The following is a 17,210-nucleotide window of genomic DNA, read 5'->3' on the forward strand; positions in this document are numbered from 1 at the left end:
TTCATTTTATCAAATTCAGGGCATAAAATGGGAAATTTTCAGTAGAAAAAAAACGTGAAGATGAGTTCATCAAAAGATTTACTATTTTTACCATTACTACCAATCAAATATGACCAAAAAACAAGACACAGGATTAGTTACTGCAAAAGAAGTTGCAACAGCAATTAACGCTGGCAAATATGGCTTTGTAGGAACATTTTTTGGTTGGGTATTAATGAAAGTTCTAAAAATATCTACACTCAATAAAATCTATAAACGAAACAAACACCTCAGCGATGGTGAATTTTTAGATGGTATTCTAGAGGATTTTCAAATAAAATTTGAAATCCCTGAAGAAGATTTAAAACGACTCCCAAAAGATGGTGCTTATATCACAGTTTCTAATCATCCACTTGGTGGCATTGATGGTATTTTATTGCTCAAATTAATGATTGAGCAGCGTGAAGATTTTAAAATTATAGCCAATTTCTTACTACATAGAATTGAACCTCTAAAACCATACATCATGCCTGTCAACCCTTTTGAAGACAGAAAAGATGTGAAATCTAGTATTGCCGGATTTAAAAATGCAATTTTACATATAAGAAATGGACATCCATTAGGCGTGTTTCCTGCAGGTGAAGTATCAACCTATAGAGATGGCAAATTAGTTGTTGATAAACCATGGGAAGAGGCAGCAATGAAATTGATTCAAAAAGCAGAAGTTCCTGTTGTACCTATTTATTTTCATGCTAAAAACAGTAAATTATTTTATAAACTCTCCAAAATAAGTGATACGTTTAGAACTGCAAAATTACCATCAGAATTACTAACTCAAAAAAACAGAGTAATTAAAGTGAGAATTGGTCGTGCGATTTCTGTAAATGATCAAAAAGAACACAAATCGTTATCCGATTTTTCAGATTTTATAAGACGTAAAACCTATATTTTATCAAATTCTTTCGAAGAAAAATCTAAAATTTTAGATAATATCTCTAACACATTAAAACCACCTGCAAAACCACCAAAGCGTATTGTTGGATCTGTAAGTGCAGAAAAAATGGCTGCTGAAGTAGAGGCTCTAAAAAAAGGAAATTTTAGACTGCTAGAAAGTAAAAATTACGAGGTATATTTAACCGAAGCTAAACTCATCCCTAACATACTTCATGAAATTGGTCGTTTACGAGAAATTACATTTAGAGAAATTGGAGAAGGCACCAACGAAGCTATAGATTTAGATAGTTTTGACACGTATTATCACCACATGTTTTTATGGGATACAGAAACTAAAAAAATTGCTGGTGCTTATAGAATGGGATTAGGCTCTAAAATTTTTGAACGTTATGGTATTGATGGTTTTTACTTACAAGACTTGTTTAGGTTTGAACCAGAACTCTATAAAATGATGAGCGAATCTATTGAAATGGGTCGCGCCTTTATCATTAAAGAATACCAACAAAAACCAATGCCTTTATTTTTACTTTGGAAAGGTATCGTACACACCACACTTCGTCATCCAGAACATAAATACTTAATTGGTGGTGTAAGTATTAGTGATCAATTTTCAAACTTTTCAAAATCTCTAATGATAGAGTTTATGAAATCTCATTATTACGACCCTTATGTGGCGCAATATGTGCATCCTAAAAAAGAATTTAAAGTAAAACTAAAAGATGCCGACAAAGATTTTGTTTTTGACGAAACCGAAGCCGATTTAAACAAGTTTGATAAAATTATAGACGAGATAGAACCTGGAGCTTTACGTTTACCTGTACTTCTAAAAAAATATATAAAGCAAAATGCTAGACTTGTTGCTTTTAATGTAGATCCATTGTTTAATAACTCGGTAGATGGATTGATGTACATTAAAATTGCAGATTTACCAGAAAGCACTGTTAAACCAGTAATGGAAGAGTTTCAAGCTGAGTTAGAGCGTAAATTCTCAGGTCATAATGAAGACTAAATTACTATCAGTTTTTCTTATTTTATATATTTCAATTTCACATTCTCAAATATTTTCTGGAACTGTTTTAGACACAGCTACCAATAAACCATTGGAATCTGTTAGTGTCTATTTTGACAATACAACTATAGGTACGTCAACCGATGATAAAGGATATTTTAGTATTGAATATACAGATGCTGTTCAATCTACTTTGGTCATTTCATTTTTAGGATATGAAAAAATATTCATTGCAGACTATCGCAGTAAAGATGACATCAAAATTTTATTAAAAGAGTCAGCAAACGAACTAGACATCGTAGTAATTGACGCAGATGACGGTATGTCAAGAGAATTAAAGCTGAAGAAGTTTAAAAGAGAATTTCTAGGCAAATCTGAAAATGGGAAATCCTGTAAAATTCTTAATGAAGATGATATTAAATTACGCTATAATAAGCGTGACAAAACAATAACCGCCTGGAGCAATACACCTATTATAGTTAAAAACAAAAACTTAAAGTATGAGGTAAGCTTTGAAATTATTGATTTTGAAATGACATTAGGAATTTGGGGAGCATCATCTGTTGTATATACTGGAACCTCGTTTTTTAAAGACTTAGACCCTAAAAAAAAGAAACGTACTTCTAAAAACAGACAAAGCGCTTATGATGGTTCTGTTCAACATTTTATAAGAGCATTATATAATAAGCAATTAGAAGACAAAGGTTATATTTTTGGAGTTGAAGGATTTGTAGTAAATCCCTACGACTATTTTATCATGTCTAAAGCCAATTCTAACGGTATAAAAACAGTAGCGTTAAAAGAAAAATTAGATATCTTTTATAAAGGCACCATTGAATCTATAATACAAACCGAAGTTCAATATTTCAAAATCGATAAATTTGGAAATTACTCACCAATACAAGATGTTCTTTTTGGTGGTAACATGGGTAGTCAACGTGTTGGTGATTCTTTACCCTTAAATTATGGACTTGACACTATTGAATAAAAAAAGCCAGAACAAATAACATTCTGGCTTCTTAGCTTTATAACGTATCTTTAAATACAATTTCATTAAATCCCTTTAAACCAATCTTGAAACTGGTTTCCTAGTAAAAATACAGGTTTCTTTTCTCCGCTTAATGATCCTATCAAACTCATAATCCACATTGCAACAGGTAAAATCCATGCAATAAGATTAACAACAGGTATTAAACCACAAACAAATCCTAGAAGCATAATACCTAAAACTTGACGCACATAAAATGAACCATATTCTGTTTTATTAGAACTATTCATAACAATAGCAATAATCCATCCTATAAGTGTAATATGTGCAATAATAGCAACGTTTTTACCATCACTTAAAACATCTTTTGCATCATCTGCAAATTCTTTGGCTGAAGTTTTAGCATCATTAGCAAACTCTTTTGCATCATCACTAAATTCTTTAGCAGAACTACTAATTTTTTCTCCTGCTCTTTTTGCGCCATCTTTTGCATCACCTATCATATCATCAAGGTCGTCACTCAAATTTTTATTATCGTCAGACATATTAATTGTATTTTAACGGTTAGGGTATAAATTTAATAAAATTGCGTTAACTGTAAGCTTTTATTTATAAGTAGTTAAAGTTAACAAATTGTTACAGTACTATTTGAAAGCTTGATCTATAGGTTCCCAAAGTTCTATTTTATTGCCTTCATTATCTAAAATCCAACCAAATTTACCATAATCATACTCTTGCATATCTCCAACAATTGTGACGCCTTCCTCCTTTAAAGTTGCTAATAATTCTTTCAAATTTTCAACACGATAGTTAAACATAAACTCTTTTTTAGAAGGCTCAAAGTAATTGGTATCCTCCTTAAAAGGGCTCCATTGTGTAGAGCATTCTTTACCATCATTATCTTTCCACCAAAATGTACTACCATAATCATCGGTATTAAATCCTAGATGTTTATTATACCAATCTTTTGAGGCTTTTGGATCTTTGGTTTTAAAGAATAGACCACCTATTCCTGTGACTCTTTTTTTCATCGCATATCTATTTTCAGTCCTACAAATGCAGGAGACTTAATTAAACTCTTTTTTATGACTTCGGAAATGTAACTACATCACCAATTCTTTTATTTTTTTATAGCAGTTTCGTAAATTTCAATCCATTCTTCAACAGACATTTTACTTAACAACTGCTCAATTAGGTCGTAAGGTATATCCTCCATTTTTTTAAAACGCACACAACTTTTACCCATATCTAGTTTATACTTACAATGCTTAGGATACTCAGCTACAAACCAATCATACAACTCTTTTTTAGCGTACAAACCAGAATGGTATAAAGCAATAAAGTTTTTTTGCGATGCCAAATTGATAAATGGCAATGGCGGAAAAGGTTTACAGTGATACCCATTTGGATAGATAGATTTTGGCACATAATAGGCCAACATACCATATCCCATTCCAGCCTCTAGGCCTTTTGGCATATGCTTTATAATAAGATTGTTTAATTTGGTAATTGGTGCTTTTCTATCGTCTGGTAATTGGTTAATATACTCTTCTGGAGTTGTTGCTTTAGAGGTCATAATTAGATGTATTGATTATTTAAAGTTAACAAAATTCTACTTTTATTTTATCTACAATGGTTTGCGCTAATTTCTCTTTGCTCTCAATAGTCCAACCTGCAACATGAGGTGTTAAAATCACATTTTCTGCAGCAATGAGATACTTAAAAGCATTTGGCATCTCTGTGGTAAATAAGTTTTCAAACGATGATTTTTCGTATTCTAAAACATCTAATCCTGCGCCTAATATTTTACCGGTTTCTAAAGCTGAAACTAAATCGTTGGTCACCACACTTTTTCCTCTAGCTGTATTTATAAGCCAGAACGATTTTTTAAAACCATCGATAAATTCAGAATTAATCATATTAATAGTTAAAGGCGTTTCTGGTGTATGTAAACTTAACACATCGGCTTTATTTTGAAGTTCTTTTAATGAGACTTGTTTTGCATTTTCATCACCTACATTTTCTTTAAGATCATAACAGAGCACCTCAACATCAAATCCTCTAAGTTTTTTAGCAAAGGCTTTTCCCATATTGCCATAACCAATGAGACCAACGATTTTTCCGTCAAGTTCTAGTCCGCGGTTTTCTTCTCGTTGCCATTTGCCTAGACGCACGTCGCGATCTGCTGTATTGAGTTTATTAAAAAGAGACAATACCATTGCCAAACTATGTTCTCCTACAGCATTGCGATTACCCTCTGGAGCAGCAATAAGTTTAATGCCTTTATGCGCTGCGTACTCACAATCTATGTTTTCTAACCCTGCACCAACACGACCAATAAATTTTAAGTGTTTTGCAGCATCTAAAAATGGTGCATCAATTTTAAATCGGCTTCGTATGATAAATCCGTCGTATTGATGAATTTTGTTTTCTATAGCCTCTTTTGGTGACGTGTAGTCTTCATCGTTGGTATATCCTAAAGCATTGAGTTGCTCAATGAGTAGAGGATGATTTTGGTCTAAGTGGAGTATTTTCATGATAATTTCCTGCAAAGGCTGGAATATGTTTTAATGTTTAGTATTAATACTGTGATGCTGAAACGGGTTTAGCATGACGTGACGCGTAAACTTCTATATTTCGGGATATTCAGTTTGCGTCATTTCGTCTTTTACGGTTCCTGTGTGTGCTGTACTGAGTTTTTCAAATAAAAGCAAATGCACTTCTTCACCATTTTTAGTTGAGGGATTATGCTCTACACCTTTGGGAACAACAATAAGTTCTCCTTCATTTACAACCTCTGTTCTATCTCTAAATTGCATGTATAAGGTCCCTTTTACAACTTGAAATAACTCATCTTCATCCTCATGACTATGCCATACAAACTCGCCTTTTATTTTGGCGAGAATAACTTGCATATTATCAACAGTAGCAATACGATGCGGATGCCAATGTTTTGAGAAGAGTTGGTGTTTGTCTTTGATATTAATGGACTTCATAAACAATAGAATTTATGACATTAAAATTACGAATTTTTGCGTTAGTGATGGAGCAATTGTTGGAGCTCCTCGCAGAGAGCGACTTGCGAGAGCACGACCTACAAGGGAACGCCCAAAATAAAATTTTAGAACCCAATAATTAATCCCGAAAGCACAAAAAACAAGTAAATACCAAGTATATCATTACTGGTTGTAATAAATGGACCAGTTGCAATGGCTGGATCGATGCCACGCTTATCTAAAATGATAGGCACAAAGGTGCCAACGAGTGCTGCTACTACAATTACAGACATCATTGAGAGGGCAATTGCTAAGCTTTCGGTTGGATCTTGACCTATAATAAAACCAAATAAAATGACGAGAATTGCCAAAACAAAACCATTAATAAGACTAAGTCCTACTTCTTTTAACAATCGACTTCCCATACTGCCTCTAACATTATCATTTGCTATACCTTGAACAATAATAGCACTAGATTGTACACCTACATTTCCTGCCATTGCGGCAATTAATGGTGTGTAGAAAAAGAGTGATGGTACGGTTTCCATGATGTTTTCAAAACCTTTCATGATAAACACACTACCTAAACCTCCAAAAAGCCCTAAAACCAGCCATGGCAATCGTGCTTTGGTGAGTTCTAATATACTATCATCTGCCTCAACATCTCCTGTAATACCAGCTGCCATTTGGTAATCTTTTTCTGCTTCTTCTTTTAAAACATCAACGATATCATCAATGGTAATTCTGCCTAAAAGGGTATGGCTATCATCAATAACAGGAATGGCTTCCAAATCGTATTTGGACATTACTTTAGCAACATCTTCTACATCATCATTAACATTGACAGAGTCGACAGTTTCTTTTAAAATATCTGCAATTTTATGATCGCTTTTGGCAACAATTAAATCTTTAAGTGATAAGCGACCAATGAGTTTTTCTTCTTTATTTACGACATAAATAGAATGCACTCTAGTGACCTCTTTTGCTTGAGCTCTTATGCGACGCAAACATCCTGCAACGGTCCAGGTTTCATAAACTTTTACGAGCTCTTTTGCCATTAAACTACCTGCAGTATCGTCTTCATAGGTAAGTAATTCTGTAATTTCTTCTCTATGCTCATCATCTTCAATTTGAGAAATTACTTGAGCTTGACGCTCTTCAGACAGCTCGGCAATCATATCTGCAGCATCATCGGTATCTAGCTCTTCTACTTCTTCGGCAATTTCTTTTGCGGTAAGGTTTTTTAGTATTTTTTCTCGTGTATCCTCATCGAGTTCCATAAGGATTTCTGACGTTGTTTCAGAATCGAGAAGTTTAATAACATACACCGAATCATCTAGATCTAATTCGTCAAGAATCTCTGCAACATCGGCAAAATGAAATTCATGAAGCACACGCTTAAGCTCTTTATCATCTTTAGTTTCGATGCAAAGCTCTACCTGCTCAATGAGTTCATCTGTGAGTTCAAATTGACTATTTTCTCTTTCTTCGATCATAAAATCGTACTGCTATTTTCTTCGGAAATGTAAACTGCTTAATTAGCGTCTGTTTCAATAAGTTTTGTAAGCTCTAAAAACGAATCTACGCTTAGTTGCTCTGGACGTTTGCCAAAGATAACATTTGCTTTTAAATTATCTGAAAGATTAAAGCTTTTTAAGCTGTTTCGCAACGTTTTTCTACGCTGTTGAAATGCCGTTTTTACCACTCTAAAAAATAATTTTTCATCAACTGGTAATGTAAAATTTTCTTTTCGTTTAAGTCGTAACACTCCTGAGTCTACTCTAGGTGGTGGAGTAAATACGGTTGGAGGCACTGTAAATAGATATTCAGCTTCATAAAAAGCCTGTGTTAATACAGATAGTATACCATACACTTTTGAGCCTTCTTTTGAGCAAATGCGCGCTGCCACTTCTTTTTGAAACATCCCTGAAAATTCTGGGATTTGCTCACGCATTTCTAAGGTTTTAAATACAATTTGGGTAGAAATATTATAAGGAAAATTACCAATAATAGCAAAAGGCTCATGACCAAAAATTTGAGTTAAATCATGTTTTAAAAAATCTTTTTCATGAACACGATCGGCCAAATTGAGATAGTTGGCTTTGAGATATTCTACAGATTCTGTATCAATTTCAATCACATGTGTTTTAACATCCTTTTGAAGCAAGTATTTTGTCAACACACCTGTTCCTGGACCAATTTCTAAAACTTGCTTATAGCCTTCTAATGATAAAGTATCGGCAATATCTTTTGCAATTTGCTCATCGTTTAAGAAATGCTGACCTAAGTGTTTTTTTGCTTTGACTTGATGGTTGTTTGACACGTTTTTTATTTTAATTTTTTCTTCTACTTTTTATGTTCTCAAAGCGTCGTTATAGTTACTCTATTGTGATTACACCTTTGCAATCTAATATCTATTTTAAAGCTCTCAAAACTAAAAACTCTTTACGCAACATATGTATTACTTAAGTAAACTTTACATTAAATTCATCTACTATTTGAAGCTCTGTTCTAAAAGCGAGCATTTTATCGGCGAATTTCACAAGACCTTCTTGACGTAATTTATCGGCATCTTCTTTATAATACGCATCTAAGGCTTCTCGAGAATACGAACGATATTGCACTGAGTATGTTTGCCCACCCATATCTTCTTCTACCATGACTTGAGTTAGTGTTGCTTTTTCAAATTTACCTGTTCCTAACACCTTAGGAATATGGTCGGTTTTCATCCATTCTAACCATTCGGTATGGACTGAATCGTCTATGTTTATTGTGATGTTGTAGATTATCATGCTTTTCTTTATCGTTTGTAGTAAATTTCGCATCAAGCGCGTAATGTCAATTTCTTATAACGCTTTTGCAAATAACAGAAGTTATTCGTCGTCATCAAAGGGTTTTATTATTTTTTGATAAGATAAGCCTTATTTTTCCAAAAGTTGAATGGATAGTTTGTTTATTGGTAATGTAAATCCAAAAATGATTTATACTAATTTTTATATATAAGAATAAACATTACCAACTGAATACTAATTTATCGCATCACCACGCAACATCCTAAAGCGTTTTCTGGCTTCAATAAAGTAGATACTATCTTCGTGATTAAAAATAATGTTCTCGTAGAGTGCTTTAGCTTTATCGGGTTGTGCTAATTGGTTTTGGTAGAGTTCTGCTAAGTAAAAATGTGCATCATCTGCAAGAATTTCGTCTCTATAGTTTGCGATGATATATTCGTAATTAGCGACTGCTTTCTCTATTTGTTTAGTTTTTTCGTAGAGTTTGGCTTGCATGTATAAGGCTTGATCTTCTATGGTTTCGCCTTTATGCTCAGTTAGAATTTTATCTAAAAGCGTAATGGCTTCGTTGTTTTTATTTTGAAACGACATCAAATCTGCTTTCGAATATAATTTTAAAGCCGTTTGTAAGGAGTCTTCATCTTTATTATCGCTAATAAGCAGTTTTAACTCTAAAGCATCATTAGCAATTAATTGCGATGTTGAAGATTTTAAGATTTTTAGTTGTGATTCTGCCCACTCAAAATCGCCTTTATAATAACTTGTTTTTGCTACTTTAAAACGTGCTTCTTGAGAAATGGTACTGTTTTTTAAATTGGCTTGAATTTGCGTATAATAGATCAAAGCTTCATTAAAGCGTTCTTGAAACACGAGAATATCTCCTAATTTCAACTTTACGGTTGCTGCTTGAAAGCTTGATAAATTTAGTTTGAGGCTCTTTTTTAAAAAATCGCTAGCTTCTTTTGGTTGCTGTTTATTGAAGGCTATAAAATTTCCGTAGGCAATTTGAAGCGCAATGGTTTGCTCATATTTTCCATATTCGAAAAATAATTTATTAAATTTTTCATCAATGGTTTTAAGTTGTTTTTTATCAGTTTCTGCAAGGTCAATCTCAATTTCTAGCATATATTGATGTGCTTTTAATATGGTGTTGATGTCTTGAGAGTTATCTAACACAAACTCAAAAACAGAATTTGCTGTGTTGTAATCTTTTTGTTTTACCGTTGTTAAAGCCAGGTCTAAAATACGACTCAAACTCTCTTTAGATCTACGATACAATGCTTTTTCTTGAATAAACGCTTTATTGTATTCTTTTTGCTGAATATACAACCAGCTCAACATATCGTTCCAATACGGTTGTGGGTTAGATTGCGATTTTTTGAGTAATAATGTTCTTAGTGTTTGATTGTTTTCAATTTCCTTATTTTCTGAAACAAAATCACTAAATGCTCGTTTGGCAGTATTTAGAAACTCAGGTTTCGTTTCTATATAATCTAAATAATTTGAAAAAAGTAGCTCTATATTACCTAGCTCACCATAAATACGTGCCATTGGCATATTAAAATTATAATCTGGATTTAACTCCATCCCCTTTTTATAGGTTTGAAGTGCTTCATCTAATAAAGAATGATCTTCAAATTTTTTTGCTATAGCGTACGTATAACTTGGTCTTTCTTCAACTTTTACTATGGCTTCTTTATAGTATTTGTGTGCTAAATCTAAACTATCCATTAGTTGATAATTATAGCCAAGGTCCACTAGTAGAGGCGGATAATTAATTTCTTTCATACGTTTAGAGATCTCCAATTGTGCTTCATCATAGCGCTCTAATTGTTGTAAGGTTTCAATAATTTTATAAACGTATTTTGAGCTTTTTTTAGTATCGTTAAGTTTTTGGTAGGAGATTAATGCTTTATCAAATTCACCACGTTTAAAGTAGTCATCAGCCAATTGTTCGCTTTGCGAAAACATAAGACCACATGATAACACTATTAAACAGATAATTATTTGACGCATATTATATTCTAATTTATGTAAATATAACATTTCCTCTAACTAGATAATGTGAATGTTTTTATAATTAATAGTTTTTAGGTTCTTAATGAATTCAAAACCTTTAAACACTTTCAAAAAAAAATGCCTAAACATGAGTTTAGGCATTACCGACAAAATAAATGTGCTATTAATCAATTCTTTACAATATGATTCAGTTATTCTGTTTGGCTTTTCTTAAAGCTATATAAATAAAATAAAATTTTAAAGAAAAACTTTACTTGCCATAACTACTAATGCAACTAGTGGTACAATTCGTTTTACATTTTTCATAATTTAATAGGTTGGTTCGCATTTGGAGTACTAACTTCTTAATTAAAATTTAAAAAACAAAAAAAAGCGCCAAAAATTCGTTGAACAACGTCTTTTTTTAGCATTTAAACGATATTAAATTTATTTTTCCTACAAACACCACAATATTGGTCATTATTTTTAATACTAAATTTATGTCCCAATTTTGTCATCAATACTAAACTATGTAACGGTTGATTATATTTTATCGAAACCTGTATATGGTATTAAAACTTCAGGTATATTAATACCATCTTCGGTTTGGTAATTCTCTAAAATACCAGCTAGAACTCTAGGCAAAGCTAATGAACTACCATTTAAGGTATGAGCTAACTCATTTTTACCATTACTATTTTTAAAACGTAAGCGCAAACGATTGGCTTGGTAAGATTCAAAATTAGAAACACTAGAGATTTCTAACCAACGATCTTGAGCTGTAGAAAACACTTCAAAATCATAGGTCATTGCAGATGGAAAACCAGTATCTCCACCACACAAACGTAAAATCCTATAAGGTAATTTTAATTCCTTTAAAATGCCTTTAACGTGATCAATCATACCTTCAAATGCTTTGTATGAATTATCTGGATGCTCGACACGAATAATTTCGACTTTATCAAATTGGTGTAATCTATTTAAGCCTCTAACGTGTGCACCGTAACTTCCTGCTTCACGTCTAAAACATGGTGTATATCCCGTAATACCGATTGGCAAATCACTTTCTGCTAATAATACGTCTCTAAACACATTGGTTCCTGGAACTTCGGCTGTTGGGATTAAATATAAATCATCACGAGAGTCATGATACATTTGACCTTCTTTGTCTGGTAATTGACCAGTACCATAACATGAGGCTTCATTTACTAAATGAGGTAATTGGTACTCAGTATAACCAGCTTCGGTATTTTTATCTAAAAAATAAGCAATTAAAGCGCGTTGTAATCTTGCGCCTTTTCCTTTATATACAGGAAAACCAGCACCAGCAATTTTATTACCTAATTCAAAATCTATGATATCGTATTTTTTTGCTAATTCCCAATGAGGCATAGCAGCATCATGAAGTTTAGGAATCTCACCTTCGCTGAAAATTTCTTCATTATCTTCGTCTGAGTTCCCTTTTGGAACGCTTTCATGAGGCACATTTGGAATTTGGTATAATAACTGAGTAAGCGCATCAGTCTTTTCATTAAGTTGATCACTTAACGTTTTAGAGCTTTCTTTGAGTGTTGCAGTTTTTTCTTTTAATGCATTAGCTTCGGCAGCTTTTCCTGTTTTATATAATTCACCAATTTGCTTTGAGATCGCATTAGATTCTGCAAGTGTATTATCCAATTGGGTTTGCAATTGTCTACGTTCTTCATCAAGCGAAATTACATCATCAATCATTTGAGTGGCATCGATATTTCGTTTTACCAAACCTTTGATAACATCTTCTTTGTGTTCTCTTATAAAAGCAACTTGTAACATAATTATATTCTAATTTATGCACCTTAACGTTTTGAAAAGGTGTCTATTTTGAAACGTCAAAATTAATAAATTGTTAGTTATTCTTGTCTAGATTTGAAGGTAAAATCCAATCATGATGTTTAAAGGGATTCCATTTCTCATTTGCGAGATCTACCTTAGGATCAATAAACTGTTTAATTTGCCTACCATTAACACTTACATAGGCATTTACATGCACTTCTACATCCATTCCTTTTTTAGCATAAATAGATTTTAAACGTTGAGCAAACTGCCACATAACATCAGGTTTGCTACTAACAGATCTTATTTGTTTTTTAGTTAAATAATCATTTAACTTAACTCGTATTTTTGTCTGCGTCCCTTTATCTACAACAGTAAAACTAGTTGTTGCGCTTTTAGTTCGTAGCATCATTCTCCATGACAATCTATGACCTTCTTCTGTCCATAATACATTATCCTGAATAAAATGCTGCCTCAAAGGTAATGCGATTTGAGCCACAAAATACAGCACAAATACGGTTTTAAAAGCAGTGGCATAGGATGGAATTTCAATTTTTTCTACGGAAAATAATGGCTTTCGTTTTAGAAATAGCTTTTGAATAACTTTAGGTTCAAAAAAGAACACTGCAAAGGCTAATGACAAATACGGAAATATCCCAACTTGAAAGATAAATGAGTTAAACAGATGGAAAAAAATGGAAGCGAAGAATGCTAATTTCCTAGTTCGCTTCAAGAGTAAAAGCGGAATTATGAGTCCGTCAAATAGAATTCCGCCATAGGCTACCAAATAATGGACAAATTTTTGCTGCAGCACATTTCCGACGAGAACATAATGCTTTTTGCTTTTCATCAATAATTCTGGCACTGTGAGATCTAACCAATCTGGATACATTTTAGCAATTGATGCGTACGTATACAAGATGAATAATTGCAAAATAAAAACCAAGCGACACCAATTAGGCATAGAATTACTTTGTATACTTGGGTTTTGCTTCACATCAATTGAGGCATATGTATTAGCTGGTAAAAACACCATGATAGCACTTAAAATCATTAAAAAATAATAATGATTATTATACGATGATTTTTGCATTAGGTACGTTGTAGCCCAAAACAACGTGAAGGTGATCATACTAATTCTATACTTATAGCCAAGCATTACAAACAAGCCACAAATACCCATAATTACAAAGTGAGCATACATCCATTCACCTTGTATGGCTTGAAGAAAATCGAAACCTATAAAGTTAAAAGTGAATTCTGGTTCTACGAGAGTTCTTCTTGTCCAACCCGTAAAAATTGCTCCTATACTTTCTAAAAAAATAAGCGCTCCAAATAAGATTCTAAAAACGATAAGTCCACTATTATCTATATGTTTAAACAGTAGTTTATTCATTATAATTAGATATTAGTTTTAGGGCCTCTAGCTTATCTTTTTGAAGTTGTTTTTTAAGCAAATCAATTGAATCAAATTTAAATTCATGTCTTAAACGATGTAGAATTTCAATTTTTAGAGTTGTATCGTAAAGGTTTTGATTTAAGTTAAAAAAGTGAACTTCAACCGCATGTTTATGATCTTTAAATGTTGGATTTTTACCAATGTTCATCATCCCATAAATGGTTTCACCATCAATTAAGGATTTAACTACAAATACACCATCTTTAGGTATTAATTTATAAGTTTCATTGATATGAATATTTGCGGTAGGAAAGTTTAAAGTTCTTCCAACACCTTTTCCTTTAATAACGGTTCCCGAAATAAAGTACGGATAGCCTAGAAAAGAATTGGCAGTTTCAATATCTCCATCTAAAAGTGATTGTCTTATTTTGGTTGAACTTACTGCAACGTCTTTTATATCTTGAGCCGAAATTTCTTCGACGGTAAAATCGTATTGCTGTCCAAAGGTTTTTAGGTCGTCAATATTTGCGGTTCTATTTTTTCCGAAGTGATGATCATAACCTATAATAATATGTTTGGCATTTAGCTCATCTACGAGAATTTGCTTTACATAATCTTGAGCAGATAAATCTGAGAACGCTTTAGTAAATTTTTTAATAACTATTTGGTCTAAACCAAATTGAGATAACACGTGTTTTCGTTCATTAATAGCATGTAATAATTTAATATCAAAATCTGGCTGCAATACCATTCTAGGATGCGGAAAAAAAGTGAGCACTATAGATTTTAAATCATTCTTTTTACCCGTTTCTACTAGTCGTTTAAGTATTTTTTGGTGACCAATATGAACACCATCAAAGGTGCCTATTGTAATTACAGATGGTTGTTTATGCTCGATATTTTTGGTATTTGTTTTCAGTACCTATTTTTTTGTAAAAATAGTTATTTGCCTTCTTAAAAATGAAAGTAGCGCACAATAATTAAATAAGCTTGATATGTTTATTCACTCTTTCAAAGATGGAGAACTCAAAATAATTAATAAAATATCAACACATTCTAACTTTTATTATCACAAAAGTGTTTATTTCTCTAATTGAGAGACCCATTTATTACTTTTTTTTAGATATTTTTACAAATCTTATAATTTTTAAAATAAAAATCATGAAACGAAAAATTACAATAACGAAATTTTTAATGTTTGCATTAACATTATTAATGAGTTACTCTTCGTATGCACAACAGAGAACATGTGCTACTGACGAGTACATGGCAGAGGCTCTCAAGAACCCTGTATATGCTGCACAATACGAAGCAGATCAACAGAAATTTCAAGCTGAACTTGCTAGAAGAGCTAATGGAGATTATAGCCAAAGAGGCTCAACAATTACGATACCTGTTGCGGTTCACTTTCCATCAGGAAATGAAGCAGACAGAGCATGTCTTGTTGCTTTAGCACAAAGTCAAGTAGATGTATTAAATGCAGATTATACCGCTACAAATGCCGATGTTGTAAATTGGGCAGCTGCTAGTGTTTTTTATCCTGGTTTACAACCTGGCGCTGCTAATATTTCTTTTTGTTTAGCAACATCAAATCACCCTGAAGGCATTGACCCAGATCTAATTGAAGGAGAGCCAGCTGTAACTATTGGTTATAATTTTGCAAATGGCGCAGGCTTTCCTGAACAAGATGCTAATTGGGCTGGTTATATGAACTTTTTAATTAAAGATATTGGACCAGGACTTTTAGGATACTCTCCTTTAGGTGGAAATTTAACTAATGGTGGAGCCGTAGTTATGAACTTAGAAACTTTTGGTACTAGTTCTGATTGTACTGGTTCTAATATTGGACCACAAGCTCCTTTTAACTTAGGACGTACGGTAACTCATGAACTTGGACACTTTTATAGTTTAGGACACCCTTGGGGTAATGATCAAAACGTAAGTTGTGCATCAGATGATGGTTTTGCAGATACACCAAACACAGGTCAACAAACCTATAATTGCCCAACACCAGGATCTTTAAATGCTTGTTCTGCTCCACAAAAAATTCTATCAATGAATTATATGGATTATGTAAATGATGCATGTATGTATATGTTTACACCAAATCAAATGAGTGCGGTTGATGCCTACGTATCAAGTGTTATTGCACCTGGTATTAAGCCAGGAGTTTGTGAACCAGCAGTTCCTGGATTTAACATAGCCTCTTCTGGAGATGATACAATCTTAAGTTGTCCTACAACAGATAATCAAGTGAGTTTTGATTTTTCTTATTCAACTGTAATGGGCTTTAATGAAACTACAACATTTACTGCAACGGGAGTTCCTGCAGGTGCAACAGCTACTTTTTCTCCAGCTAATCTAAATTCTGATGGTAATGTTACTATGACAATTAACAATATTAACCTAACGGCTGAAGGAGATTATACAATTACAGTTACTGGTACTTCTACACCAAGTAACGTTACTGAATCAGTAGATGTTGTTTTAGAAAATAATTGTGTAGAAACTGTTTGTGATGATTATGTTGCTACAGGACTACCAGTTGTTATATCTGCTTCAGGTTCGAATGATTATACCTCTACTATAACGATAACTGATGATTTACCAGTTGAAGATGTAAATGTTACTGTAAATATAGATCATGATTGGATTAGAGATATTAGGGTAACACTAACAAGTCCTAACGGAACAGAAGTTATACTTACTAACAATATTGGTCTTGATGGAGCAGGAGAATATTTAAATACAATATTTGATCAAGAAGCTAGCTTAGCTATAGAAGATCAAGTTTCTCCTTTTTCTGGTACATTTACACCATTAGAAGATTTATCAGTAATTTATGGTGAAATGTCTGCTGGTGACTGGGTTTTAACTGTCACAGATCTTTTCAATATCGATGGTGGTAATTTTAATGCATTTGAATTAGAACTATGTCTTGAGTCACCATTAAGTGTTGATGAATTTGGATTTGAAGATTTTGCAATTTTCCCTAATCCAAATGAGGGAGAGTTTACAATAAAATTAAATTCTAATTCTGGAAATGCAATCAATGTAGATGTCTACGACATTAGAGGTCGTAATATTTATAACAACTCTTATAACAATGGTTTCAACTTTAACCAAACAGTGAAATTAAACAATGTGCAATCTGGATTATACTTAGTAAGTATTTCAGATGGTGATAAAAATATCACTAGAAAGATTGTTGTAGAATAATTTTAATATAATCTTTTATCAAAAGGAGAGGCTATTTTTAGTCTCTCCTTTTTTAATTTTTAAA

The 17,210-nt window shown here is 32.7% G+C and carries 15 protein-coding genes; 3 read left to right on the top strand and 12 right to left on the bottom strand.

The annotated features are described in order from the left end of the window. Positions 1 to 109 precede the first annotated feature (109 nt). Both TD29_RS04950 and TD29_RS04955 read left to right on the top strand, forming a co-directional pair. Positions 110 to 1,942, top strand: a complete 1,833-nt coding sequence (locus tag TD29_RS04950; protein ID WP_040279329.1) for a GNAT family N-acyltransferase — start codon at positions 110 to 112, stop codon at positions 1,940 to 1,942. Beyond that, positions 1,932 to 2,930, top strand: a complete 999-nt coding sequence (locus TD29_RS04955; protein WP_040279331.1) for a carboxypeptidase-like regulatory domain-containing protein — start codon at positions 1,932 to 1,934, stop codon at positions 2,928 to 2,930. The genes TD29_RS04950 and TD29_RS04955 overlap by 11 nt, the downstream gene beginning before the upstream one ends. A 65-nt stretch (positions 2,931 to 2,995) precedes the next feature. Here the strand turns inward: TD29_RS04955 and TD29_RS04960 are convergent, their stop codons facing one another. The 12 genes from TD29_RS04960 to TD29_RS05015 form a co-directional block, all read right to left on the bottom strand. Beyond that, positions 2,996 to 3,475 carry a YtxH domain-containing protein gene (locus tag TD29_RS04960; protein ID WP_040279333.1) on the bottom strand — a complete coding sequence of 160 codons (480 nt, stop codon included), beginning with the start codon at positions 3,473 to 3,475 and terminating at the stop codon, positions 2,996 to 2,998. 99 nt (positions 3,476 to 3,574) lie between these two features. Further along, the gene (locus TD29_RS04965; RefSeq protein ID WP_040279334.1) at positions 3,575 to 3,961 is read right to left on the bottom strand and encodes a VOC family protein; all 387 of its coding nucleotides are present in this window, start codon (positions 3,959 to 3,961) and stop codon (positions 3,575 to 3,577) included. 89 nt (positions 3,962 to 4,050) lie between these two features. Further along, complete coding sequence (locus tag TD29_RS04970; RefSeq protein ID WP_040279335.1) at positions 4,051 to 4,506, bottom strand: DUF1801 domain-containing protein; 456 nt, start codon at positions 4,504 to 4,506, stop codon at positions 4,051 to 4,053. Between the two features lie 25 nt (positions 4,507 to 4,531). Beyond that, positions 4,532 to 5,467 carry a 2-hydroxyacid dehydrogenase gene (locus TD29_RS04975; protein WP_040279336.1) on the bottom strand — a complete coding sequence of 312 codons (936 nt, stop codon included), beginning with the start codon at positions 5,465 to 5,467 and terminating at the stop codon, positions 4,532 to 4,534. Between the two features lie 93 nt (positions 5,468 to 5,560). Next, on the bottom strand, positions 5,561 to 5,926 hold the full coding sequence (locus tag TD29_RS04980; protein ID WP_040279337.1) for a cupin domain-containing protein: 366 nt from the start codon (positions 5,924 to 5,926) through the stop codon (positions 5,561 to 5,563). Positions 5,927 to 6,051: 125 nt separating this feature from the next. Beyond that, positions 6,052 to 7,422 (bottom strand): magnesium transporter, encoded by a 1,371-nt coding sequence (gene mgtE, locus TD29_RS04985; RefSeq protein ID WP_040279338.1) that lies wholly within the window; start codon positions 7,420 to 7,422, stop codon positions 6,052 to 6,054. A gap of 38 nt (positions 7,423 to 7,460) precedes the next feature. Further along, a complete protein-coding gene (gene rsmA, locus TD29_RS04990; protein ID WP_040279339.1) occupies positions 7,461 to 8,249 on the bottom strand; it encodes a 16S rRNA (adenine(1518)-N(6)/adenine(1519)-N(6))-dimethyltransferase RsmA in 789 nt (262 codons plus the stop codon). 142 nt (positions 8,250 to 8,391) lie between these two features. Further along, the gene (locus TD29_RS04995) at positions 8,392 to 8,718 is read right to left on the bottom strand and encodes a DUF4286 family protein (RefSeq protein WP_040279412.1); all 327 of its coding nucleotides are present in this window, start codon (positions 8,716 to 8,718) and stop codon (positions 8,392 to 8,394) included. 234 nt (positions 8,719 to 8,952) lie between these two features. Continuing rightward, positions 8,953 to 10,689, bottom strand: a complete 1,737-nt coding sequence (locus tag TD29_RS05000; RefSeq protein WP_241485207.1) for a tetratricopeptide repeat protein — start codon at positions 10,687 to 10,689, stop codon at positions 8,953 to 8,955. 570 nt (positions 10,690 to 11,259) lie between these two features. Further along, positions 11,260 to 12,528 (bottom strand): serine--tRNA ligase, encoded by a 1,269-nt coding sequence (gene serS, locus TD29_RS05005; protein WP_040279341.1) that lies wholly within the window; start codon positions 12,526 to 12,528, stop codon positions 11,260 to 11,262. Positions 12,529 to 12,601: 73 nt separating this feature from the next. After that, positions 12,602 to 13,927: an HTTM domain-containing protein gene (locus TD29_RS05010; protein ID WP_040279342.1), complete on the bottom strand. Its 1,326-nt coding sequence runs from the start codon at positions 13,925 to 13,927 to the stop codon at positions 12,602 to 12,604. Beyond that, complete coding sequence (locus TD29_RS05015) at positions 13,917 to 14,846, bottom strand: bifunctional riboflavin kinase/FAD synthetase (protein WP_040279343.1); 930 nt, start codon at positions 14,844 to 14,846, stop codon at positions 13,917 to 13,919. Before TD29_RS05015 ends, TD29_RS05010 begins: the two co-directional genes overlap by 11 nt. 242 nt (positions 14,847 to 15,088) lie before the next feature. On the opposite strand from TD29_RS05015, the gene TD29_RS05020 reads away from it, so the two are divergent. Then, complete coding sequence (locus tag TD29_RS05020) at positions 15,089 to 17,146, top strand: zinc-dependent metalloprotease (RefSeq protein ID WP_040279344.1); 2,058 nt, start codon at positions 15,089 to 15,091, stop codon at positions 17,144 to 17,146. The last annotated feature ends 64 nt before the right edge of the window (positions 17,147 to 17,210 follow it).

The sequence above is a fragment of the Psychroserpens damuponensis genome, assembly GCF_000826655.1.
In the GTDB taxonomy this organism is placed as follows: Bacteria; Bacteroidota; Bacteroidia; order Flavobacteriales; family Flavobacteriaceae; genus Psychroserpens; species Psychroserpens damuponensis.